The sequence below is a fragment of the Pseudovibrio sp. Ad37 genome, from assembly GCF_001623075.1.
GTDB lineage: Bacteria > Pseudomonadota > Alphaproteobacteria > Rhizobiales > Stappiaceae > Pseudovibrio.
This window is the reverse complement of record NZ_LMCF01000222.1, coordinates 35611-54358: the sequence shown is the minus strand read 5'-3', so window position 1 is coordinate 54358 and position 18748 is coordinate 35611. Positions and strand designations below refer to the sequence as shown.

The following is an 18748-nucleotide window of genomic DNA, read 5'->3' as shown; positions in this document are numbered from 1 at the left end:
ATCATTTGACAGGACTAGGCGAGGACAAACATGTATCACCACTTCAATTGGATTTATCGTGAGCGTTGCGCTCCGCATTTGAGAGTTCAGGGAAATAATAAATGTCGCGAAAATACTTTGGCACCGATGGAATGCGCGGTACTGCAAACAAATGGCCAATGACCGCGGAAGTTGCGCTGAAAGTTGGGATGGCTGCTGGTGTGGTGTTCCGCCGCGGTAAATATCGCCATCGCGTGGTTATCGGTAAAGACACGCGCCTTTCTGGCTATATGATTGAGAATGCATTGATAGCGGGCTTTACTGCAATGGGCATGGATGTTTTCTTGCTCGGACCCATGCCAACGCCCGGTGTTGCGATGTTGACACGTTCGATGCGTGCGGATATTGGGGTGATGATTTCCGCAAGTCACAACCCTTTTCAGGATAACGGCATTAAGTTTTTTGGCCCAGATGGATTTAAGCTATCTGACGAAGTGGAACTTCAAATTGAACGACTGATCGATAGCGATATGAGTCTGAACTTGTCAGATCCTGCAATGATTGGTCGTGCCACCCGCATCGATAGTACGCGTGATCGTTACATTGAGTTCGCAAAGCGAACGCTGCCGCGTGACCTGAACTTAAATGGCATGCGTATTGTGATCGATTGTGCAAATGGTGCTGCTTATAACGTTGCTCCAGAGATCCTTTGGGAACTGGGTGCGGAAGTGTTTCCATTTGGGGTTGATCCAGATGGTTTCAATATCAATAAGGATTGTGGTTCTACCTCTCCTGAAGCGCTTGCCAAGAAGGTTCATGAGGTTAGGGCGGACATCGGGATCGCATTGGACGGTGACGCTGATCGTGTGATCATCGTGGATGAGAATAGTAAGGTGGTTGATGGTGATCAGCTGATGGCCGTGATTGCTGAATCCTGGAAAGCAGATGGCCGTCTCTCGGCGCCCGGCATCGTTGCTACCGTGATGTCGAATCTAGGCTTGGAGCGGTTCCTGAAAGGGCATGGCCTTTCTCTTGAACGCACCAAGGTTGGTGACCGCTATGTTGTTGAGCGGATGCGTGAAGGTGGCTTCAATGTTGGCGGTGAGCAGTCCGGTCATATTGTGATGTCTGACTTTGGCACGACTGGTGATGGCCTCGTAGCTGCGCTACAGATTCTTGCTTGCGTGAAGAAGATGAAAAAGCCGGTCTCAGAGGTTTGTAATCGATTCGTTCCAGTGCCTCAGGTCCTTAAGAATGTGCGCTATGCGAGTGGTAAACCTCTCGAAGATAAGGCTGTTAAGGGGGTTATTAAGGCTGGAGAAGAGAAGCTTGGTAAACAGGGGCGTCTTGTTATTCGTGCTTCTGGTACTGAGCCGCTCATTCGTGTGATGGGTGAGGCAGATGATGCAAATCTTCTGAACAAGGTGGTTGATAGCATTGTTGACGCAGTTAAAAAGGCTGCAGCTAGCTAACTGAAATTATTTAATTTATCGAGTTTTGAAAGCGGGTATCTTCTGATGTCCGCTTTCTTTGTTTTGAAGTCTGAGAGGTGGATAAGTAAATGCAAATTAACTTTCTAGCATTTGCTTGGTTTGTGCCTGTTCGTTGTTTGTTAATAATAAATATTAGGGTTAATAATACTGGTTAATTTATAGGTAATTCTTTCTCTGTAAAAAGTGCTTAGTTTTTATTTAAGGGCAATCATCTTGCGTGACAGGTGCCGTTTGAGAGGACATAAGCATGAAGTATTTTAGTAAGGTGCTGACATTGAGCGCAGCTGCGCTGGTTTCGTCTGGTGTTGCTTATGCAGCCGATCTCCCAGCACCTGTATTCGTAGAAGAGCCAGAGCTCACACAAGTGGAAATCGGTGGTGGATGGTATTTGCGTGGTGATATTGGCTACAAGGTCTATCAGAATCCAAAAGCGAAATTCTCCCATATCAAATTTAATGATGAAGAATTAGAGCCAACGGGAATTGTTGGTGTTGGTGTTGGTTATCGTGTGAATGATTTCATTCGCACAGATGTAACACTAGACTATGAATGGGATGCTGACTTTACAGCAACGGCTGAGTGTATCGGTGTTTGTAGTACCTCCGGTACCTCAGATGAGTTCGCGACACTCGATGTCTGGACTGTTCTTTGGAATGTCTATGCTGACCTGGGGTATTACAATGGCTTCACTCCATATGTTGGAGCTGGCGTTGGTGCATCTTACGTGAACGCAAAGAACGTCCGTGCTATCAATCCAGATGGTACCAGAGTCAAGTATCCTAAAGGGCATTGGTGGAATTTCTCATGGGCTCTTATGGCGGGGACGTCCTATGAGATCGATGATAATTGGAAAATTGATGCAGGATACCGCTATCTAAACATTGGTGCGGTGAAAACAAAGTCTTTTGCAAGTAATGGGACAGTTTCCGGCATCAAGTATGACAAGCTTGTAGCGCATGAAGTGCGTGTTGGATTGCGTTATGAATTTGGTGGGTCTTCCAGTGGTGGATATGATCAGCCGATCGTCACGAAATACTAGGTCATAGACTGGAGCGTCTCCAGTTTAACTTCTGACCAAAACGTTCCAGAGCCTGTCCTGCGACAGGCTCTTTTTTTGAGCAAAACCAGAGGATATGCAGAATTGAAAGATTGGTTATCCACTGGGTGAGTATACAAAATATATCTAATCGTACGCAGCGTTTAATTGATTGAATGTTGCTCTGCAAAAAAACATTTGTTGACGAGATAAGTCGTTTCGCATAGACCCGTCGGTGGGACACCCCTCCCCAACGAGGGGCACCTATCTGAAAGGGTAGTCATTATGACGAATACGACAATGCCGGCCACAAAACCGGTAAACCCGAACTTTTCTTCGGGTCCATGTGCCAAGCGTCCGGGCTGGACACCTGCAATCCTTGCAGATGCGCCTCTTGGCAGATCTCACCGTGCAAAGATTGGTAAGGCGAAGCTGAAAGAAGCTATCGAGTTGACACGTGAAGTCCTCGAAGTGCCTGCTGATTACAAAATCGGAATTGTTCCTGCTTCTGATACTGGTGCCGTTGAAATGGCACTGTGGTCGCTGCTTGGTGCGCGCCCAGTTGATATGGTTGCCTGGGAAAGCTTCGGGTCTGGTTGGGTTAGCGATGTCATGAAGCAGCTCAAGCTTGCGGATGCACGCAAGATTGAAGCTGGCTATGGCGAGTTGCCAGACCTCAACTCTGTAAATTTCGACCACGATGTGGTCTTCACTTGGAACGGTACCACCTCAGGTGTGCGTGTGCCGAATGGTGATTTTATTCCGGCAGATCGTAAAGGTCTGACCATCTGCGATGCGACTTCTGCTGCTTTTGCGCAGGAGCTGGTATTCGATAGGCTGGATGTGGTGACTTACTCTTGGCAGAAAGTGCTGGGTGGTGAAGCTGCGCACGGCATTCTGATCTTGTCACCTCGTGCTGTTGAGCGCCTTGAGAGCTATACGCCTGCATGGCCGATGCCGAAGATCTTCCGTCTGACTAAAGGCGGCAAGTTGATCGATGGTGTTTTTGAAGGCGCAACCATCAACACGCCGAGCATGCTTTGCGTAGAAGATTATCTGGATGCTTTGGGTTGGGCCAAAGAATTGGGTGGTCTGAAAGCACTGATTGCTCGTGCTAATGCAAATACCGCTGCAATCTCCACTTGGGCTGAGAAAACTGATTGGGTTGATTTCCTGGCAGTTGACCCGGCAACCCGTTCCAATACTTCTGTTTGTCTGAAGATTGTTGATCCGGAAATCACGAAGCTTGATGACAAAGCACAAGCTGCATTTGCCAAAGCGATTGTGAATCTGCTCGACAAAGAAGAGGTGGCATTCGACATTGGAGCATACCGTGATGCGCCGTCCGGTCTTCGGATCTGGTGTGGTGCGACGGTTGAAACTGCCAATGTAGAAGCGCTTATTCCTTGGTTGGATTATGCTTTTGCTGCTGAAAAAGCAAAGCTGGTTTCTGCTTAAAATTCCTTATTTTTGAACGAAAAAGTTCCGGTCGCCCAGTGTGACCGGTTAACCTGACGCAAGAAGTGTATCTGGCTCCCGCAACACATGAATGGGAGGGTATCTTCGTTGACTTGAAAGGTTAGCCCGATGGCTCCTAAAGTTCTTATTTCCGATAAGCTCTCTGATAAAGCAGTTCAGATTTTCAAAGAACGCGGTTGCGATGTCGACTTCCTGCCAGATGTTGGCAAGGATAAAGAAAAACTCGCTGAAATCATTGGTAAATATGATGGTTTGGCGATCCGTTCTGCGACCAAAGCGACAGAAAAGATCATCAAAGCAGCGACCAATTTGAAGGTTATCGGTCGCGCTGGTATTGGTGTCGATAACGTTGATATTCCGGCAGCGACTGCCAAGGGTATCGTTGTGATGAACACGCCGTTTGGCAATGCCATCACGACTGCTGAACATGCGATTGCGATGATGTTTGCGGTGACCCGTCAGATCCCGGCTGCGGATGTTTCCACGCAGGCTGGCAAGTGGGAAAAATCCCGCTTTATGGGTAACGAAGTCACCTCAAAAACACTGGGTCTGGTTGGCTGCGGTAACATTGGTTCTATTGTTGCGGACCGAGCTATCGGCTTGAAAATGAAGGTGATTGCGTTCGATCCGTTCTTGTCTCATGAACGTGCTATTGACCTTGGTGTTGAGAAGGTTGAGCTGGAAGACCTCTTCAAGCGCGCTGACTTTATTACATTGCATACCCCGCTGACTGATCGTACCCGTAACATTATTGATGCGGATGCAATCGAGACCATGAAAGATGGTGTCTACCTCATCAACTGTGCACGTGGTGGTCTGGTTGACGAAGATGCGCTGCGTGCTGCGTTGGATAGTGGCAAGGTTGCGGGTGCTGCGGTTGACGTATTCACGGTTGAGCCAGCTAAAGAGAACGTTCTGTTTGGTGCTCCAAACCTCGTATGCACGCCTCACCTTGGTGCCTCCACTTCTGAAGCTCAAGAAAATGTTGCGCTGCAGGTTGCCGAGCAGATGTCTGACTATCTGGTCAACGGCGCGGTTTCCAACGCTCTGAACATGCCATCCATTACTGCGGAAGAAGCGCCACGCCTCGCTCCATTTGTAAAGCTGGCGGAGCAGCTTGGGTCTTTTGCTGGTCAAGCGACAGAGACAGGCATCAAAGCGGTTCGTATTGAATACGAAGGCGATGTTGCAGAAATGAACGTCAAGGCTTTGACCGCAGCTGCACTTACAGGTGTTCTGCGTCCTCTGCTGCAGACGGTGAATATGGTTTCTGCTCCCGAAGTTGCCAAAGAGCGCGGCATTGTGATTGAAGATGTTCGCCGCGAACAACATGGTGCTTATGAGAACTATATTCGCCTGACTGTTATCACTGAGCGTCAGGAACGTTCTGTTGCTGGTACGGTGTTTGGTGATCAGAAGCCGCGTATTATTCAGATCAAAGGCATCAACATGGAAGCAGAGCTTGGCGAGAACATGCTCTATGTGACCAACCAGGATAAGCCGGGCTTTATTGGTCAGCTGGGCTCCATTCTTGGTGATGCAAAGATCAACATTGCGACGTTTAACCTTGGCCGTAAGGTTGAAGGTGAAGAAGCGATCTGTCTTGTTGAGATTGATGGCGAAATTTCTGAGACGACCGTGGATGAAATTGCTGCGATTGCGCAGGTGAACCAGGCGAAGCTTCTGCATTTCCCTCAGCAGGGCTAAGCTATTTTATAGGTATAGATTAGGAAAAGGCGGTCTTCGGACCGCCTTTTCTTTTTCCGGTGGTCATGAGACTGGTGGAAATTGCTTATCTTTGAACTTGGCGCCATGATGCAGGCTGGTTCCATTTCGAAGTAGAAAGCTATTATGAATATTGATCTGCTGCGCCGTCTCTGTGAAACCCCTGGTGTCCCGGGGCATGAGCATCGAGTACGCGAGATAATTCTGAAAGAGATTGAAGGCCTGTTTGATGATGTTCAAACGGATGCAATGGGATCTCTTATCTGTCGCCGTGATGCACGCAAGGCGCCTGAAAATGGTGATAAACCAAAGAAGGTTATGCTGCTCTGCCATATGGATGAGATTGGCTTCCTTGTTTCGCATATCACCGAGAAAGGCTTTGTCTATGTACAGCCGGTCGGAGGTTTTGATGCACGCAATCTCTTCTCCCGTCGTGTGTTGGTCTCCACAGATGAGGGCGATCTGAAGGCTGTAATGAATCCGGCTGGGCGACCAGTTCACATTGCATCACCTGAAGAGCGAAAAAAGATCCCTCAAGTCACTGAGTTCATTATTGATCTTGGTTTAGGTAAGAAGACCGGGGAAGTGGTCAAGGTTGGTGACATGGTCACTCTTGATGAGCCGCTGATCGAGATGGGTGAAAAGGTTGTCTCCAAAGCGATGGATAACCGGGTTGCATGCTGGCTTGGCATTGAAGCTATGCGTGCGCTTGGCGAGGCGGATCATTCCTGCGAAATCTATGTCGCTTTTACCTGTCAGGAAGAGGTTGGGCTGCGCGGTGCGAAGACTGCGGCCTATGCCATTAAACCGGATATTGGCCTTGGAGTTGATATCACGCTTGCTTGCGATACACCTGGGGTGCCAGAGCAAGATCAAACGACTGAGCAAGGCAAGGGTTTTGGGCTTCACGTGAAGGACGGTTGGTTCATTGCTGACCTGGAACTTGTGAAAGAAATCGAAAATCTGGCTATTGAAGAAGAAATTCCATACCAGCGCACCATGTTAAACGGTGGTGGGCAGGATGGGGCAGCAGCTCAGCAAGCCGCTGCTGGTGCAAAGGCTGTTGGCATCATGGTTGGTACACGTTATGTGCACACAGTGACCGAGATGATTGATAAGAGCGACCTGCTGGCTGCACGTGATATTCTGGCGGCTTATCTGAAGCGTTGCTGATACAGTCAGGCGCTGCTTATTAAGAAGCCTCCAGATCCCCATTACGGTAGGGACTGGAGGCTTTTTTGTTATGCAATTACTTGTTTTTTGCCTATCCATCTGCTGGTTAAGCGGCCATCAATCAGTAGCAGTGCAATGAAGATTGCTGCCATACCGATCCAGTGGTTGGCTTCGAGACGTTCATTCAGGAAAATTGCGCCCAGAATGATTGCGCTGACCGGAATTACGAGTGTGACAGAAGCTGCGTTGGTTGCTCCTGCGAGTTTGAAAAGCTGGAAATACAGAATGTAAGCAAAAGCTGTGCAAGCGAGAGCGAGAACGAGAACGCTTGCCCATGTTGAAGCGGATGCCTCTATCAGTTGCTGAGTTGGCGCTGTATAAATGAGCGCAGGTATCAGCAAGATCGTTGAAGCGGAGAGCTGGCCAGTTGCCAGAGCTGCAGGTGGTAGCTTTTTGAGGCGCATGATGATGAATGCGGCGAATGCATATGAGAGAGCGGCCCCTAAAACTGCGAGCTGAGGCCAAACCTGATTGCTGGCACCGCTCAATGCGTCACTGCCAACCATGATGGCAACTCCGACAACACCGATCACTGCCGCGACGAGCTTGGTTGCTGTCAGCTTCTCTTCATTGCTGAGGACCTGCATGACAATCATCGTGAAGATGGGTGTGAAGGCGTTGAGTACGGATGCCAATCCGGAGGCAATGTATTGCTGACCCCAAAAGATGAGGGAGAAGGGGACTACATTATTTAAGAAGCCCAGCAGGAGGAAGCTGCCAATCCATTTTGTAGAGAGCGGTATGGACTGCTTTGAGATGAGTAAGAAGCCCCACATGGCGATTGCTGCGATTGCTACTCTTAAGAAAACAAGTGTGATGGGATTGAATTCTGCGACTGCGACTTTGGCAAAGAAAAATGCGCCACCCCACAAGGTGCCTAATAAGAGAAGAATAGACCAGCCCAGCCAGTCAAGTTTTTGTGCGTTCATAAAGCGTATTCAACTTAGTGAAATTTCTTGCAGGAATTGCAAAAAATGAGAAATTGGAACTTGAGCTAGTAATATCACTTGCTGTTGTGGCTGTACCACCCGATTTGCGAGTAAAACAATCAACAGAGGTTCACTCTGATCGCAAAAATTACAGTCTTGGCCTAATTTTGAAGGAAAAGGGCTCGTATTTAAGAGATTGACAGATTATAAGGCGCTGTAACTGCGCCCCGGCTCTTACGCCGGGGTTTCTTATGTTGTCTCTCACGATTTGTATTCTGAGCTGGCAAGCCACTTTATACAGAAATAGCAAATCGTATGACGGCGTATTTTAGGAATACGCTGGCAGCCGCAGGAGGGCTGAAGAATCATGGCCAACGTTGTCGTAGTTGGGTCACAATGGGGTGACGAAGGTAAGGGTAAACTTGTCGATTGGCTCTCTGAGCAAGCCGACGTCGTTGTACGCTTCCAAGGCGGACACAATGCAGGTCATACGCTTGTAATTGACGGAACGAGCTACAAGCTGGCACTGCTGCCATCTGGTGTTGTTCGTGGGAAACTCTCTGTCATTGGCAATGGCGTTGTGATTGACCCTCATGCACTGGTTGCTGAGATTGCACGTCTTGAAGAGCAGGGCGTTAAGATCTCCCCGGAAATCCTGCGTGTTGCTGACAATGCTACTCTTATTCTGAGCCTGCACCGCGAGCTTGATGCTTTGCGTGAAGATGCAAGCCCGGCAGGTACCAAAATCGGTACCACCAAACGCGGTATCGGCCCTGCTTATGAAGATAAAGTCGGTCGTCGTGCAATTCGCGTGATGGACCTGGCAAACATGAGCACGCTGCCAGCCAAGATTGATCGTCTGCTGACCCACCACAACGCTATTCTGCGCGGTCTGGGTCGCGATGAGATCTCTGCTGAGACCATCTACAAAGAGCTGGAAGACGTTGCTGATAAGATCCTGCCGTACATGGATAAAGCCTGGTACATGCTGGACAAAGCGCGTCGTGAAGGTAAGCGTTTGTTGTTTGAAGGTGCGCAGGGCGCGCTGCTGGACAACGACCACGGCACTTATCCGTTTGTAACCTCCTCCAATACAGTTGCGGGTCAGGCTGCTGCTGGTAGTGGTCTGGGACCAAACTCCATCGATTACGTTCTGGGTATCACCAAAGCTTACACCACTCGTGTAGGTGAAGGTCCGTTCCCAACCGAACAGCAGAATGAAGTTGGTGAGTTCCTCGGTACTCGCGGGCACGAGTTTGGAACGAACACTGGTCGTCGTCGTCGGTGTGGCTGGTTTGATGCAGTGATTGTCCGACAAACCGTTTGCACCAGCGGAATCAATGGGATTGCATTGACAAAGCTTGACGTTTTGGACGGACTGGATGAAATTAAGATTTGTGTTGGTTATGAGCTAGATGGTGAGCGAATCGATTACCTTCCGGCATCTCAAGGTGCTCAGGCGCGGGTTGTTCCTATTTATGAGACCCTGCCTGGTTGGAAGGAAACGACCAAAGGCGCACGGACTTGGGCAGAATTGCCAGCACAAGCTGTGAAATACGTTCGGCATGTTGAAGAGCTGATTGGTGCTCCGGTTGCTCTGTTATCAACAAGCCCTGAACGTGATGACACAATCCTGGTTCAGAATCCATTCCAGGATTAAGTCTTGATATGAAGCTCTGGGGGCAATGGGCAGTTAAATGGCGGACTACAATTCCGTTCTAAAAAAAGCGGTAGCTGGTTTACAAGAGAACACAGGTTCTGCACGGCGGGCAGTTTATCAACGCGCGCGGAATGCAATTGTAAAGCAACTTAAAAGTTACGACCCACCTCTGTCTCCCTCCCAGATCACTGAGGAGCAGCTGAAGCTTGAAGAGGCCATTCGTAAGGTCGAAGCGGAAGCTGCTCGTGAGTCTCTCGGGTTGGGGCGGTCTAAAACCACCCAAGCTCCAAGTGCTCCAAAATCTGCTGTTCCAGAAATCTCTGCTGCATCTTCACCTGCTGGAGATACGCCTAAGGCAGGTACAAAGGCCGATACTCCAGCGCGCGATGAGCCAAAAGCACCTGCTGCTAAAGCAGATGTGTTTAAAGAGGCGGTTCGTGCTGCGCAGGGCCTCGGCAACGCCGCTCATCAGGCCAATCAGATGGCGCGTGATCAGCTACCTGAATCTGCCAGCGAGCGCAAAGAGCCTGACCTTGGCTCTATGGATGACAAAGAGACGGGTGAACCTGCTGCGTCTCTGCCAACCAAAGGTGCTGTCGAGACGAGCGCAGAAGAGCGCTCTTGGGTGCCGGGTGAGGCACGGCGGACTAAGCTGGAAACAAAAGGTAAATCGCGTCCTGAGATCGATGAGCCTGCCAAGGTTAAGCCAAAGACAAGCCGAAAACCTGCTTCCTCCCGCAAACCAGCCGTTGCGCAGCGCGTTGGCGATGCGATTGAGCAGGAAGAAGGGCTGAAGCCTTCCAATACATCGGGTATTGTCGGTATAATTGTGGTCATACTGATAATCTTGGGTGTTACCGCAGGTGTCTATAGTCTGCGCGATGTTATTCTCTCTTTAGTGCTTCCAGTTGAAACCGGTGAGACTGTTGCGCCAGAAAGCGCACCTTCTAATGAAGATGAGCCGCTTCGGGTTCAGCCGGAACGCACGCCGAAGAAGAACACCGACCGCCTGTTGCCATCTGATGAAGGGGCAAAGGTTTCTCCGGATGCGACACGGGTGCAGACGACCCGGATTACCCGGAATTCGTCCAGCGCAGCGCCAACCGAGACAGTAACTGAGCCTCCAGTCGTGCGTGTGGTCGAAGCTCCAGCAGCGCCGGCAGAAGACACACCTTCTGTGCAGGTTCTGCCGGTGACGGAACCTGCACAGCAAAGTACTGCAGTTGAGACCAACTCTGTTCCGCCAGCTGAAACCATTGGAACGGAAGCTGCGGTTTCTCCTGTTGCACAACAGAGCATACTTTACGAAGAGGCCTTGACGCCGGGTGCCGCAGGTTCTGCATCACGCGGGAACGTTGTTTGGTCACTGGATGAAGCTAACGGCGATTCTGTCATCAAGGCTGTTGCGACGCTGCCATCTCGTAACTTCTCTGTTGAGATGACATTGAAGCCGAATAGCGATCGGTCTTTGCCAGCGAGTCATTTGCTTGAGCTGAACTTCATCTTCCCAGAAGGGTTTGATGGAAAGGGTGTTGAGAAGGTGCCTGGCCTGATCCTGAAGAAGACAGAGTCCGAAGCAGGTGATCCGCTTGATGGTGCTGCCGTGAAGGTTTCTGACACTCTCTTCTGGATTGCGCTGTCTGACAGTGATGAAGAAAAAGCGAAGAACCTGAAGCGTCTTGCTGAGCGTGAGTGGATTGATGTTCCACTGCTGTACAACAGCGGTCGCCGTGCAATGTTGACCTTTGAAAAAGGTACAACCGGCAACAAAGTTATAGCACAGGCAATCAAGAGCTGGAAGTAATCTAGTTTCAGCTGTTTAGCTTAGATTTCAAAGGCCTTGGCTCTCTCAGAGTTGAGGCCTTTTTCATTATGCTGTCGTCCGTCAGAGTAAAATCTGCTTGCATCCTTCAGCAGAAACGCGCATGTTCCTTGCTATTCCGAGGGGTGCTTTTCTTTCGAAAAGCTGAGATTGCGATGAGCTAAACCCTTTGAACCTGATCCGGGTAATGCCGGCGAAGGGACGGGACCTGAGCCATTCTTCCCGGATCTCCATGTTTGCATTTGTTGTAACGGGAGATCCTGTGCTGAAAACATCCCAGAGAGCTAATGTAGCTCCGTTCTTCCGCCTGTTTGTGATGCCCAATGCCATTGTTGGGAGTCTACATGCTGAAGCGAGCTTTGAAACGAATTCTCCGAAGTCTTTTCGGGATTTTGCTTTTTATCGCCATTTGGGAAAGTGTGGTTCGGATTGGAGAGTTTCCTCCGTTTCTCTTGCCAGGTCCGGCGACAGTTTTTTCCGCTTTTCTCAATCAGGGCGTTTTTCTGCTGCATCATGCAGGCATTACCGCTTGGGAGACCGTTCTCGGCTTTCTCTTTGGCGTGAGTGCTGGGGCCGTGCTTGCTGTTTTGCTGGCAATGTCTGATCGGATACGCCTGTTTCTGCTGCCTCCAATTGCAGCAACCCAATCTCTTCCTGTGTTTGCAATAGCCCCACTTTTGGTGCTGTGGTTCGGCTTTGGACTGGCCTCCAAGGTTGTGATGGCTGTGATTGTGATCTTCTTTTCTGTGACCTCGACTTTCTTCGATGGTTTGCGGAGGACTGATCAGTCACTGCTTGATCTTGGTAAGCTGCACGGCCTGAACCGCTGGCAGACACTTCGCTACATTCGCATTCCAGCCGCTTTGCCGTCTCTGGCCTCTGGTATGCGCATTGCTGCGGTCTTCGCGCCTATTGGGGCGGTGGTTGGAGAGTGGGTTGGTGCTAAAGGGGGGCTGGCCTTCATCATGTTGCAATCCAATGCACGCATGCAAACAGCGACGATGTTTGCGGCGCTGATTTTGCTTGCGGTGATGGTGTTGAGCCTACGGGCAGTTGTTGAGTTCGCTACTTCTCGGATGATCTATTGGCAGAAAGAGATCTAGGTCTCAGAGTATGAGGACGTAACCTTATGAAAAAACTAGGTATGTTGTTTGGTGCGGCTATGCTTGCGAGCACACTTCAGGTGCAGGCCGCGGATAAGCTGACTGTGCTGCTGGACTGGTTCGCGAACCCAGACCATGCACCAATCGTGGTTGCCAAGGCACGGGGTTTCTTTGAGAAAGAAGACCTTGATGTTGAGTTGATTGAGCCTGCTGATCCTTCCATGCCGCCGAAGCTTGTTGCTGCTGGGCAGGGTGATATTGCGGTTTCCTACCAGCAGACACTGCACCCGCAAATTGATGAGGGCATGCCGCTGATGCGGATCGGGACGCTGGTCTCTACACCTCTGAACACGCTAATTGTTTTGGAAGACGGTCCGATCAAGGAGATTGCAGACCTGAAAGGCAAGCGTATTGGTTATTCCACATCCGGGTTTGAGAACGCCATGCTTGGGAAGATGCTTTCCAATGCAGGTCTGAGTTCTGACGATGTGGAGCTGATAAACGTGAACTTCTCTCTCTCACCATCTCTGATGGCTGGGCAGGTTGATGCGGTGATTGGTGGTTACCGTAACTTCGAGCTGAACCAGATGGAGATTGAAGGTGCGAAAGGCCGCGCGTTTTATCCTGAAGAGAACGGTGTGCCAGTCTATGATGAGCTGATTTATGTGGCTCACAAAGACAAGCTGGATGATCCGCGTTTGAAGAAGTTCATCAATGCGATTGAAGCGGCTACTGTTTATCTGCTTAATAATCCGCAGGACTCCTGGAAGAGCTTCCTTGAGGTCTATCCAAATCTGGATGATGAGCTGAACAAGCGTGCCTGGGCGGATACTCTGCCGCGTTTTGCCAGCCGTCCAGCTGCTTTGGACAATGGTCGCTATGAACGGTTTGCAAACTTTCTGATTGAGCAGGGGCTCATTAAAACAGCGCCTCCAGTTGAAACCTACGCGGTTGAACTGCGCTAACCGGTATAGGTCTAAACTAAAATTTGAGCCTCCGAGTTTCGGGGGCTCTTTTTATTTGTAGGCCAAATGCCGTTATTGCGCTGCATCCTTGACCGCTTCGTGTTGAGCCAGATCGCTGAGGATGTATTTCTCAAAAGCAGCATAGATAGTGTCGTACTCGCCCTCAGAGAGTGATTTGCATTCATCTACTAGCGTCAGGGCTTTCTTCTTGTCATTCTCCTCAAACAGCGCGAAGATCATGTTGCAGTGGACGTTCTTCAGCTTGAGGAAGTTTTCTGAGAAGGCAAGTGATGGATCACCTAGCAACGCAAACGAACGCATCTGGTAACGGCTGGTTTTGACTGGAATTGTCTCCAATGCCGCCAGTTCAGGCATCTGACCGCGTGTCGTTTCACACATAAGAACGCTGTGACCAGCTTCTTTGCAATGACAGGCCAAATCTTCCGCTAAATCAACGCATTTGCCGAGTGGCGCATATCTGAAATGACGCCGTGTACCTGTTTCGCCAAGCGTTGCCAGTCCGGTTGAGATGCCGATATCGATTGTGACCGCGTGATCCTTCATATTTTTGTGGTTGAAATTGAACCGGTCCTTGAGATTGAAGCGCTTCATTTGCTTCTGCATTTCAATCGCTGTTCGACAGGCATGAGCAGCGTGGAATGGATCGTCGAGCGGCGCGTTCCAGTAAGCATTCAGGCCGGATGTGCTCAGCGTGTTCAATGTACCATCGTGGATATGTACTTCATCGAGATGAGCTGTTTGGAAGCCGTTGGAGAAGCCTGCTAGATCCTGAGGAGACAACCCCTCATAATATCGGTGAAAGTGCCTCAAGCGGGTCGAGAGGCTCGTGATTTCACGTTGCTGGCCCTCCAGAGGGAGCTGCTCTGATTTCGCGAGTACCTTTTGCATCTGTTTGGGAGAAAGAATTCCTGCAAAACGTTCAGTTGTTTGGTTTCTGTGACTCTTGAATGTCACACGCCGGATTGCGCAGGAGAAAGCGAATATCAGCAGGATCATGAGGGATGGGAAAAATGGCTCAAGGACGATGTTTTGCAGAGCGAACTGGTGGAATGCAACTCCGTTGATGACCAAGACAGCGACGCCTGTAAGTGCCAGACTTAACCCGAAACCTTGTGCGGCGGAGATGATCGCAACGGCGATGCCAAATCCGATTAATACCAGTATTTCAGCGTATTGCGCCCATGTAGGGATATTGAGGAAGTTGCCAGACTGAAGTGTTTGCAGTGCCTGAGCATGTCGTTCTGAACTTCTGCCCTGAGTGCCGATGACGAAGTGGCTTCCAGAAGCTGGTGGCCAGAGTCTGGAGGATACTTTGTCCTTTAAGACATCGTCCGCCGCAAAGATGGAATTGCTAGCATTGCTTGTTTTGAATACCAGCATTTCCGTCTCTGCAGTGACAGGAACCTGGAGATCAGTGCTTTTCAGCTGATAGCCATTTTCTGTTTGCGTGACCTGGAACGGCTGCGTGTTTGTCTGATTAGTCAGGCTCCATGCCGCTAATGCGAGGGATGGTAATTGTGCCGTGTTGCTTTGGAGTTGAAGTGGATAGAGCAGCGCATTTGAACCGTGTGTGTATTGGGTGTCGCTTTGATATCCTGTGGCCTGCGAGAACCTTATGTAGTTGGAAAGAGGTGGCTTTTCAGCTACAGCCTCGCTCAACGCTCTGCTAAGCAGGACTGGGTAATGAGAGATGATGGTTTGTAAGAGCAGGTCGTGATTTGGATAAGTTGCCCGCAAGGAGGGCTGTAGATCGTCGTAGATTCTGCTTCTTAAGGTGGGGGAGGTCGGATCGGCTTTTCTGAAGTCTGCATCTATAATCAGAAGCTTGGGATTATACTCCCCCAGCTTTTGAAGGATTTGTGCAAGCTCCAGACGCTGATACATCGGCTCCTGCGTTTGCTGGATTGATTCTGGCGTAAGATGGATCGTGTAAACTGGCGGCGTAGAAGTTGTGTTTGGCCATGCCAATTGCAGCGCGTTTTGGCTGAGATATCCGACGTTATCCAGTACCAGCGGGTATAGGGTGCGGACCAGTATTGCTATTGCAATGAATAGACAGGATACAACCGCCGCAAGTGCACGGTTGGTTTGTGACAGCCAGCTAGAGCCGAACATGTAATTCCCCCCAAAAGGGGAAGTGACCCAACTCACATAAATTCCCCTCATCATTAACCTTAGGAAAGCTCTGAGGGGACGACAAGCTTGGCTGTTTATTTAAAAGGGTGTTCCTACAGTTAATTTGTATTTTAAGTTAATTCAACTCAACTTTTATGCAGCTGGGCGTCTTAAAGCGCCTTGCAGCCGTGTTGACTGCGCGAGTTGCTTTAAGTTTTAGCCTTACCTGAGAAATCGGTAGCCCCGTGAGGGGAGCACACTCTATGCACCTGCCTCATGACCTGCCATTGCCATGGCGCTTTCCTGAACAGCCTTCTGAACCTTCTCAAAAGCACGCACTTCAATCTGGCGTATACGCTCGCGGCTTACGCCAAACTCGGTCGAGAGTTCTTCCAGAGTGATCGGGCTTTCAGAAAGACGACGGGCTTCAAAAATGCGGGTCTCGCGGGGGTTCAGCACACCCATTGCGTTTTTCAGCATATCGCGGCGGACGTCGTATTCTTCTTTCTCAGCAAGAATAGCTTCCTGACTCTCGGTATCATCCACGAGCCAATCCTGCCACTCGCTGGATTCACCTTCGCTGGAGCGCAGAGGCGCGTTCAGGGAAGAGTCACCACCCAGGCGGCGGTTCATGGAAACAACCTCTTTTTCGGTTACACCGAGAGTTGTCGCAATGTGTTGGACCTGATCCGGACGCAGATCACCATCTTCAAACGCCTGAATTTTGCCTTTGACGCGACGCAGGTTGAAGAACAGGCGCTTCTGGTTTGCTGTGGTGCCCATTTTAACGAGCGACCATGTGCGCAGGATGTATTCCTGAATGGAAGCCTTAATCCACCACATGGCGTAGGTTGCCAGGCGGAAGCCTTTGTCTGGCTCAAAACGTTTTACAGCCTGCATCAGACCGACGTTACCTTCTGAGATAACTTCGCCTAGAGGTAAGCCATAGCCACGGTAGCCCATTGCAATCTTTGCAACGAGGCGCAGGTGAGAATTTACAAGTCTTTCAGCAGCTTTAGGTTCGTCGTGTTCCCGGTAGCGCTTGGCGAGCATGTACTCTTCCTGCGGCTGAAGCATCGGGAATTTTCTAATCTCATCTAAATAGCGGCTTAAACCGCCTTCGCCGCCCGTGAGGGCTGGTAGGTTACGGGCCATAAAGCACCCCTCCTTGCTTGGTGTTCCCGCCTGATCGAAGGATCAGGCTTTTCGGCAAACACACATTGGTGCCTTCAGATGAAGCGCACCTGAAGTGTCTATATGGGAACATTGTGACCAAAACGCTACCAGATCGGCAATGTTTTTGGCCTAAATTTTTCGTAATGATTGAAGAATACCAGCAAAATCAGCAGGTAACTCCGATTCAAACTTCATGAATTCCTGCGTTCTTGGGTGCGCAAACGCCAAAAGTCCCGCATGTAGGGCCTGTCGCTTGAAGTCCGCCAACTGGGTTTTCAGTGGTTCTTGGAATTTATTGTATTTAGTTCTGAACCCGGAACCGTAATCCATATCACCTATTAGCGGATTTCCGATGTGGGACATGTGTACGCGGATCTGGTGGGTTCTGCCTGTTTCCAGACGGCACTCGATCAAGCTTGCAACGGGTGCTGCGTCTTGAGGGCCAAACCGTTCCTGCACCTGCCAGTGGGTGATGGCGTGGCGACCGCCGGTTTTCAGCACCGAGATTTTCTGCCGGTTTGCAGTTGAGCGGGCGAGGTTGGCGTCTACTGTACCCTTTGGTGCTGTTGGGGCACCCCAGACAAGAGCCTTATAGGCGCGCTCCAGTGGGCCGGTTTTGCCATGGTCGGCAAACTGAGCTGCGAGGCCCTGATGGGCCATGTCGTTTTTAGCAACAACGAGCAGACCTGTTGTGTCTTTATCGATGCGGTGAACGATGCCAGGGCGCTTGACGCCGCCAATCCCAGACAAAGATGAACCGCAGTGGTGAATCAAGGCGTTGACCAGTGTGCCCGTTGGGTTCCCGGCACCTGGATGCACAACAAGGCCCGCAGGTTTATCGATGACGATCAGGTCGTCATCCTCAAAAACAATATTGAGCGGGATGACCTCTGGCTGCGGTTCTGCGGCTTCCGGCTCTGGAACAATAAGAGTGATTGTATCTCCGGCACAGACTCTATATTTAGGCTCCAGCACCGTGCGCTGGCCAATTTGAACCTGACCAGCCCGGATCAAGGCTTGAAGTCGGTTGCGACTGAAGTCATCTATATGCGCAGCAAGCACAGCATCCAAGCGGCGACCGGTATCTTCCGGTTCCGGGGTGATGACTGTTGGTTGCTGCTCGTCGGCAATTACAGAGTTTGTGAGTGGCTGGGTGCCCTCAGGAGATTTATCGTTCATGCGTGATCCTAATACTGACAGCGATGAGACTGTACAGAACGAACTTGATCCAGCAGCTTTGAGGCTTCAAGGGAAGTTACGTCGCCTCCTGATGGGATCAAGCCTTGTCATGGTGCTTGGCTTATTAGCTGTCTTTGCGGCTATCTTCTATAAGATTAACGCCAGCAATTCCAATGTTAGCGCAGATAGTATTGCAGCAACAATTGCGATTGGCCCTGAAGCACAGGTTATATCTGTTACTCAGATGGACGGAAATCTGGTGATGCTGATCAAAGAAGGTCCGACGCAGGCTCTGGTCTATGTTGATCCTGTCACCGGACGAAAAATCGCACGTACGGATTTTGTTGCGAGATAGGTGGATAAACCCCCTTTTCTTTCAAGGTGGGGGCTTGCCAAGTGGGGGATTAGCCAATATACCCCCGTCCATCGCGAAAGCGAAGCCTAGGCGCCCATCGTCTAGCGGTTAGGACGCCGCCCTTTCACGGCGGAAACAGGGGTTCGATTCCCCTTGGGCGTACCAAAGGCTTCTATTGCGATATCAGGCAGTTATCTGCTTGAAGACAAGACTATGAAAAGTCTTCTCACTATGTGAGCGCCCATCGTCTAGCGGTTAGGACGCCGCCCTTTCACGGCGGAAACAGGGGTTCGATTCCCCTTGGGCGTACCATATGTCATCTCAATGCCGAGTGGTTATCTGCTCGAAGACAGAGCTTGAAAGAGTTCTCTCACTTTGTGAGCGCCCATCGTCTAGCGGTTAGGACGCCGCCCTTTCACGGCGGAAACAGGGGTTCGATTCCCCTTGGGCGTACCACTCCTTATCTCCACAATACATT

General features: G+C 50.3%; 14 protein-coding genes, 3 tRNA genes and 1 riboswitch. Of the genes, 13 read left to right on the top strand and 4 right to left on the bottom strand.

The annotated features are described in order from the left end of the window. Nucleotides 1-101: 101 nt before the first annotated feature. The 5 genes from glmM (at nucleotide 102) to PsAD37_RS25370 (ending at nucleotide 6885) form a co-directional block, all read left to right on the top strand. The gene (gene glmM / locus PsAD37_RS25390) at nucleotides 102-1451 is read left to right on the top strand and encodes a phosphoglucosamine mutase (RefSeq protein WP_063298460.1); all 1350 of its coding nucleotides are present in this window, start codon (nucleotides 102-104) and stop codon (nucleotides 1449-1451) included. Between the two features lie 268 nt (nucleotides 1452-1719). Further along, nucleotides 1720-2511: an outer membrane protein gene (locus PsAD37_RS25385; RefSeq protein WP_063298459.1), complete on the top strand. Its 792-nt coding sequence runs from the start codon at nucleotides 1720-1722 to the stop codon at nucleotides 2509-2511. A 282-nt stretch (nucleotides 2512-2793) separates the two neighbouring features. Next, nucleotides 2794-3966 carry a phosphoserine transaminase gene (locus PsAD37_RS25380; RefSeq protein WP_063298458.1) on the top strand — a complete coding sequence of 391 codons (1173 nt, stop codon included), beginning with the start codon at nucleotides 2794-2796 and terminating at the stop codon, nucleotides 3964-3966. Nucleotides 3967-4095: 129 nt separating this feature from the next. Next, complete coding sequence (serA, locus tag PsAD37_RS25375) at nucleotides 4096-5694, top strand: phosphoglycerate dehydrogenase (protein ID WP_063298457.1); 1599 nt, start codon at nucleotides 4096-4098, stop codon at nucleotides 5692-5694. A 144-nt stretch (nucleotides 5695-5838) separates the two neighbouring features. Continuing rightward, nucleotides 5839-6885, top strand: coding sequence for a M42 family metallopeptidase (locus PsAD37_RS25370; RefSeq protein ID WP_063298456.1), 1047 nt, complete (start codon nucleotides 5839-5841; stop codon nucleotides 6883-6885). A gap of 68 nt (nucleotides 6886-6953) precedes the next feature. Here the strand turns inward: PsAD37_RS25370 and PsAD37_RS25365 are convergent, their stop codons facing one another. Further along, a complete protein-coding gene (locus tag PsAD37_RS25365; RefSeq protein ID WP_063298455.1) occupies nucleotides 6954-7874 on the bottom strand; it encodes a DMT family transporter in 921 nt (306 codons plus the stop codon). Between the two features lie 367 nt (nucleotides 7875-8241). Between PsAD37_RS25365 and PsAD37_RS25360 the strand changes: the two genes are divergently transcribed. From PsAD37_RS25360 to PsAD37_RS25345, 4 genes are all read left to right on the top strand, one after another. Then, complete coding sequence (locus PsAD37_RS25360) at nucleotides 8242-9534, top strand: adenylosuccinate synthase (protein WP_063290209.1); 1293 nt, start codon at nucleotides 8242-8244, stop codon at nucleotides 9532-9534. 37 nt (nucleotides 9535-9571) lie between these two features. Next, nucleotides 9572-11338, top strand: coding sequence for a hypothetical protein (locus PsAD37_RS25355; RefSeq protein WP_063298454.1), 1767 nt, complete (start codon nucleotides 9572-9574; stop codon nucleotides 11336-11338). A 129-nt stretch (nucleotides 11339-11467) separates the two neighbouring features. After that, nucleotides 11468-11575: riboswitch (TPP riboswitch) on the top strand. A 173-nt stretch (nucleotides 11576-11748) separates the two neighbouring features. Continuing rightward, a complete protein-coding gene (locus tag PsAD37_RS25350) occupies nucleotides 11749-12459 on the top strand; it encodes an ABC transporter permease (protein ID WP_063298520.1) in 711 nt (236 codons plus the stop codon). A gap of 26 nt (nucleotides 12460-12485) precedes the next feature. Next, nucleotides 12486-13424, top strand: coding sequence for an ABC transporter substrate-binding protein (locus PsAD37_RS25345; protein ID WP_063298453.1), 939 nt, complete (start codon nucleotides 12486-12488; stop codon nucleotides 13422-13424). A gap of 72 nt (nucleotides 13425-13496) precedes the next feature. Here the strand turns inward: PsAD37_RS25345 and PsAD37_RS25340 are convergent, their stop codons facing one another. The 3 genes from PsAD37_RS25340 to PsAD37_RS25330 all read right to left on the bottom strand — a co-directional run bounded on the left by PsAD37_RS25340 (nucleotide 13497) and on the right by PsAD37_RS25330 (nucleotide 17915). Continuing rightward, nucleotides 13497-15560: a CHASE2 domain-containing protein gene (locus tag PsAD37_RS25340; RefSeq protein ID WP_063298452.1), complete on the bottom strand. Its 2064-nt coding sequence runs from the start codon at nucleotides 15558-15560 to the stop codon at nucleotides 13497-13499. Between the two features lie 261 nt (nucleotides 15561-15821). Then, nucleotides 15822-16715: an RNA polymerase sigma factor RpoH gene (rpoH, locus tag PsAD37_RS25335; RefSeq protein WP_063298451.1), complete on the bottom strand. Its 894-nt coding sequence runs from the start codon at nucleotides 16713-16715 to the stop codon at nucleotides 15822-15824. Between the two features lie 150 nt (nucleotides 16716-16865). Continuing rightward, a complete protein-coding gene (locus PsAD37_RS25330; protein ID WP_063298450.1) occupies nucleotides 16866-17915 on the bottom strand; it encodes an RluA family pseudouridine synthase in 1050 nt (349 codons plus the stop codon). On the opposite strand from PsAD37_RS25330, the gene PsAD37_RS25325 reads away from it, so the two are divergent. From PsAD37_RS25325 to PsAD37_RS25310, 4 genes are all read left to right on the top strand, one after another. Continuing rightward, nucleotides 17914-18270, top strand: coding sequence for a hypothetical protein (locus tag PsAD37_RS25325; RefSeq protein ID WP_063298449.1), 357 nt, complete (start codon nucleotides 17914-17916; stop codon nucleotides 18268-18270). The genes PsAD37_RS25330 and PsAD37_RS25325 overlap by 2 nt on opposite strands. Before the next feature lie 90 nt (nucleotides 18271-18360). After that, nucleotides 18361-18435: transfer RNA gene (locus PsAD37_RS25320), tRNA-Glu, on the top strand. 72 nt (nucleotides 18436-18507) lie between these two features. Continuing rightward, nucleotides 18508-18582 (top strand) — tRNA-Glu (locus PsAD37_RS25315). A 69-nt stretch (nucleotides 18583-18651) separates the two neighbouring features. After that, nucleotides 18652-18726 (top strand) — tRNA-Glu (locus PsAD37_RS25310). The last annotated feature ends 22 nt before the right edge of the window (nucleotides 18727-18748 follow it).

What these genes read in the sequence shown, in the direction of transcription:
- glmM (WP_063298460.1), top strand. Translation starts at nt 102, where the DNA reads ATGTCGCGAAAATACTTTGGCACCGATGGAATGCGCGGTACTGCAAAC.
- PsAD37_RS25385 (WP_063298459.1), top strand. Translation starts at nt 1,720, where the DNA reads ATGAAGTATTTTAGTAAGGTGCTGACATTGAGCGCAGCTGCGCTGGTT.
- PsAD37_RS25380 (WP_063298458.1), top strand. Translation starts at nt 2,794, where the DNA reads ATGACGAATACGACAATGCCGGCCACAAAACCGGTAAACCCGAACTTT.
- serA (WP_063298457.1), top strand. Translation starts at nt 4,096, where the DNA reads ATGGCTCCTAAAGTTCTTATTTCCGATAAGCTCTCTGATAAAGCAGTT.
- PsAD37_RS25370 (WP_063298456.1), top strand. Translation starts at nt 5,839, where the DNA reads ATGAATATTGATCTGCTGCGCCGTCTCTGTGAAACCCCTGGTGTCCCG.
- PsAD37_RS25365 (WP_063298455.1), bottom strand. Translation starts at nt 7,874, where the DNA reads ATGAACGCACAAAAACTTGACTGGCTGGGCTGGTCTATTCTTCTCTTA.
- PsAD37_RS25360 (WP_063290209.1), top strand. Translation starts at nt 8,242, where the DNA reads ATGGCCAACGTTGTCGTAGTTGGGTCACAATGGGGTGACGAAGGTAAG.
- PsAD37_RS25355 (WP_063298454.1), top strand. Translation starts at nt 9,572, where the DNA reads ATGGCGGACTACAATTCCGTTCTAAAAAAAGCGGTAGCTGGTTTACAA.
- PsAD37_RS25345 (WP_063298453.1), top strand. Translation starts at nt 12,486, where the DNA reads ATGAAAAAACTAGGTATGTTGTTTGGTGCGGCTATGCTTGCGAGCACA.
- PsAD37_RS25340 (WP_063298452.1), bottom strand. Translation starts at nt 15,560, where the DNA reads ATGTTCGGCTCTAGCTGGCTGTCACAAACCAACCGTGCACTTGCGGCG.
- rpoH (WP_063298451.1), bottom strand. Translation starts at nt 16,715, where the DNA reads ATGGCCCGTAACCTACCAGCCCTCACGGGCGGCGAAGGCGGTTTAAGC.
- PsAD37_RS25325 (WP_063298449.1), top strand. Translation starts at nt 17,914, where the DNA reads ATGCGTGATCCTAATACTGACAGCGATGAGACTGTACAGAACGAACTT.
- PsAD37_RS25330 (WP_063298450.1), bottom strand. Translation starts at nt 17,915, where the DNA reads ATGAACGATAAATCTCCTGAGGGCACCCAGCCACTCACAAACTCTGTA.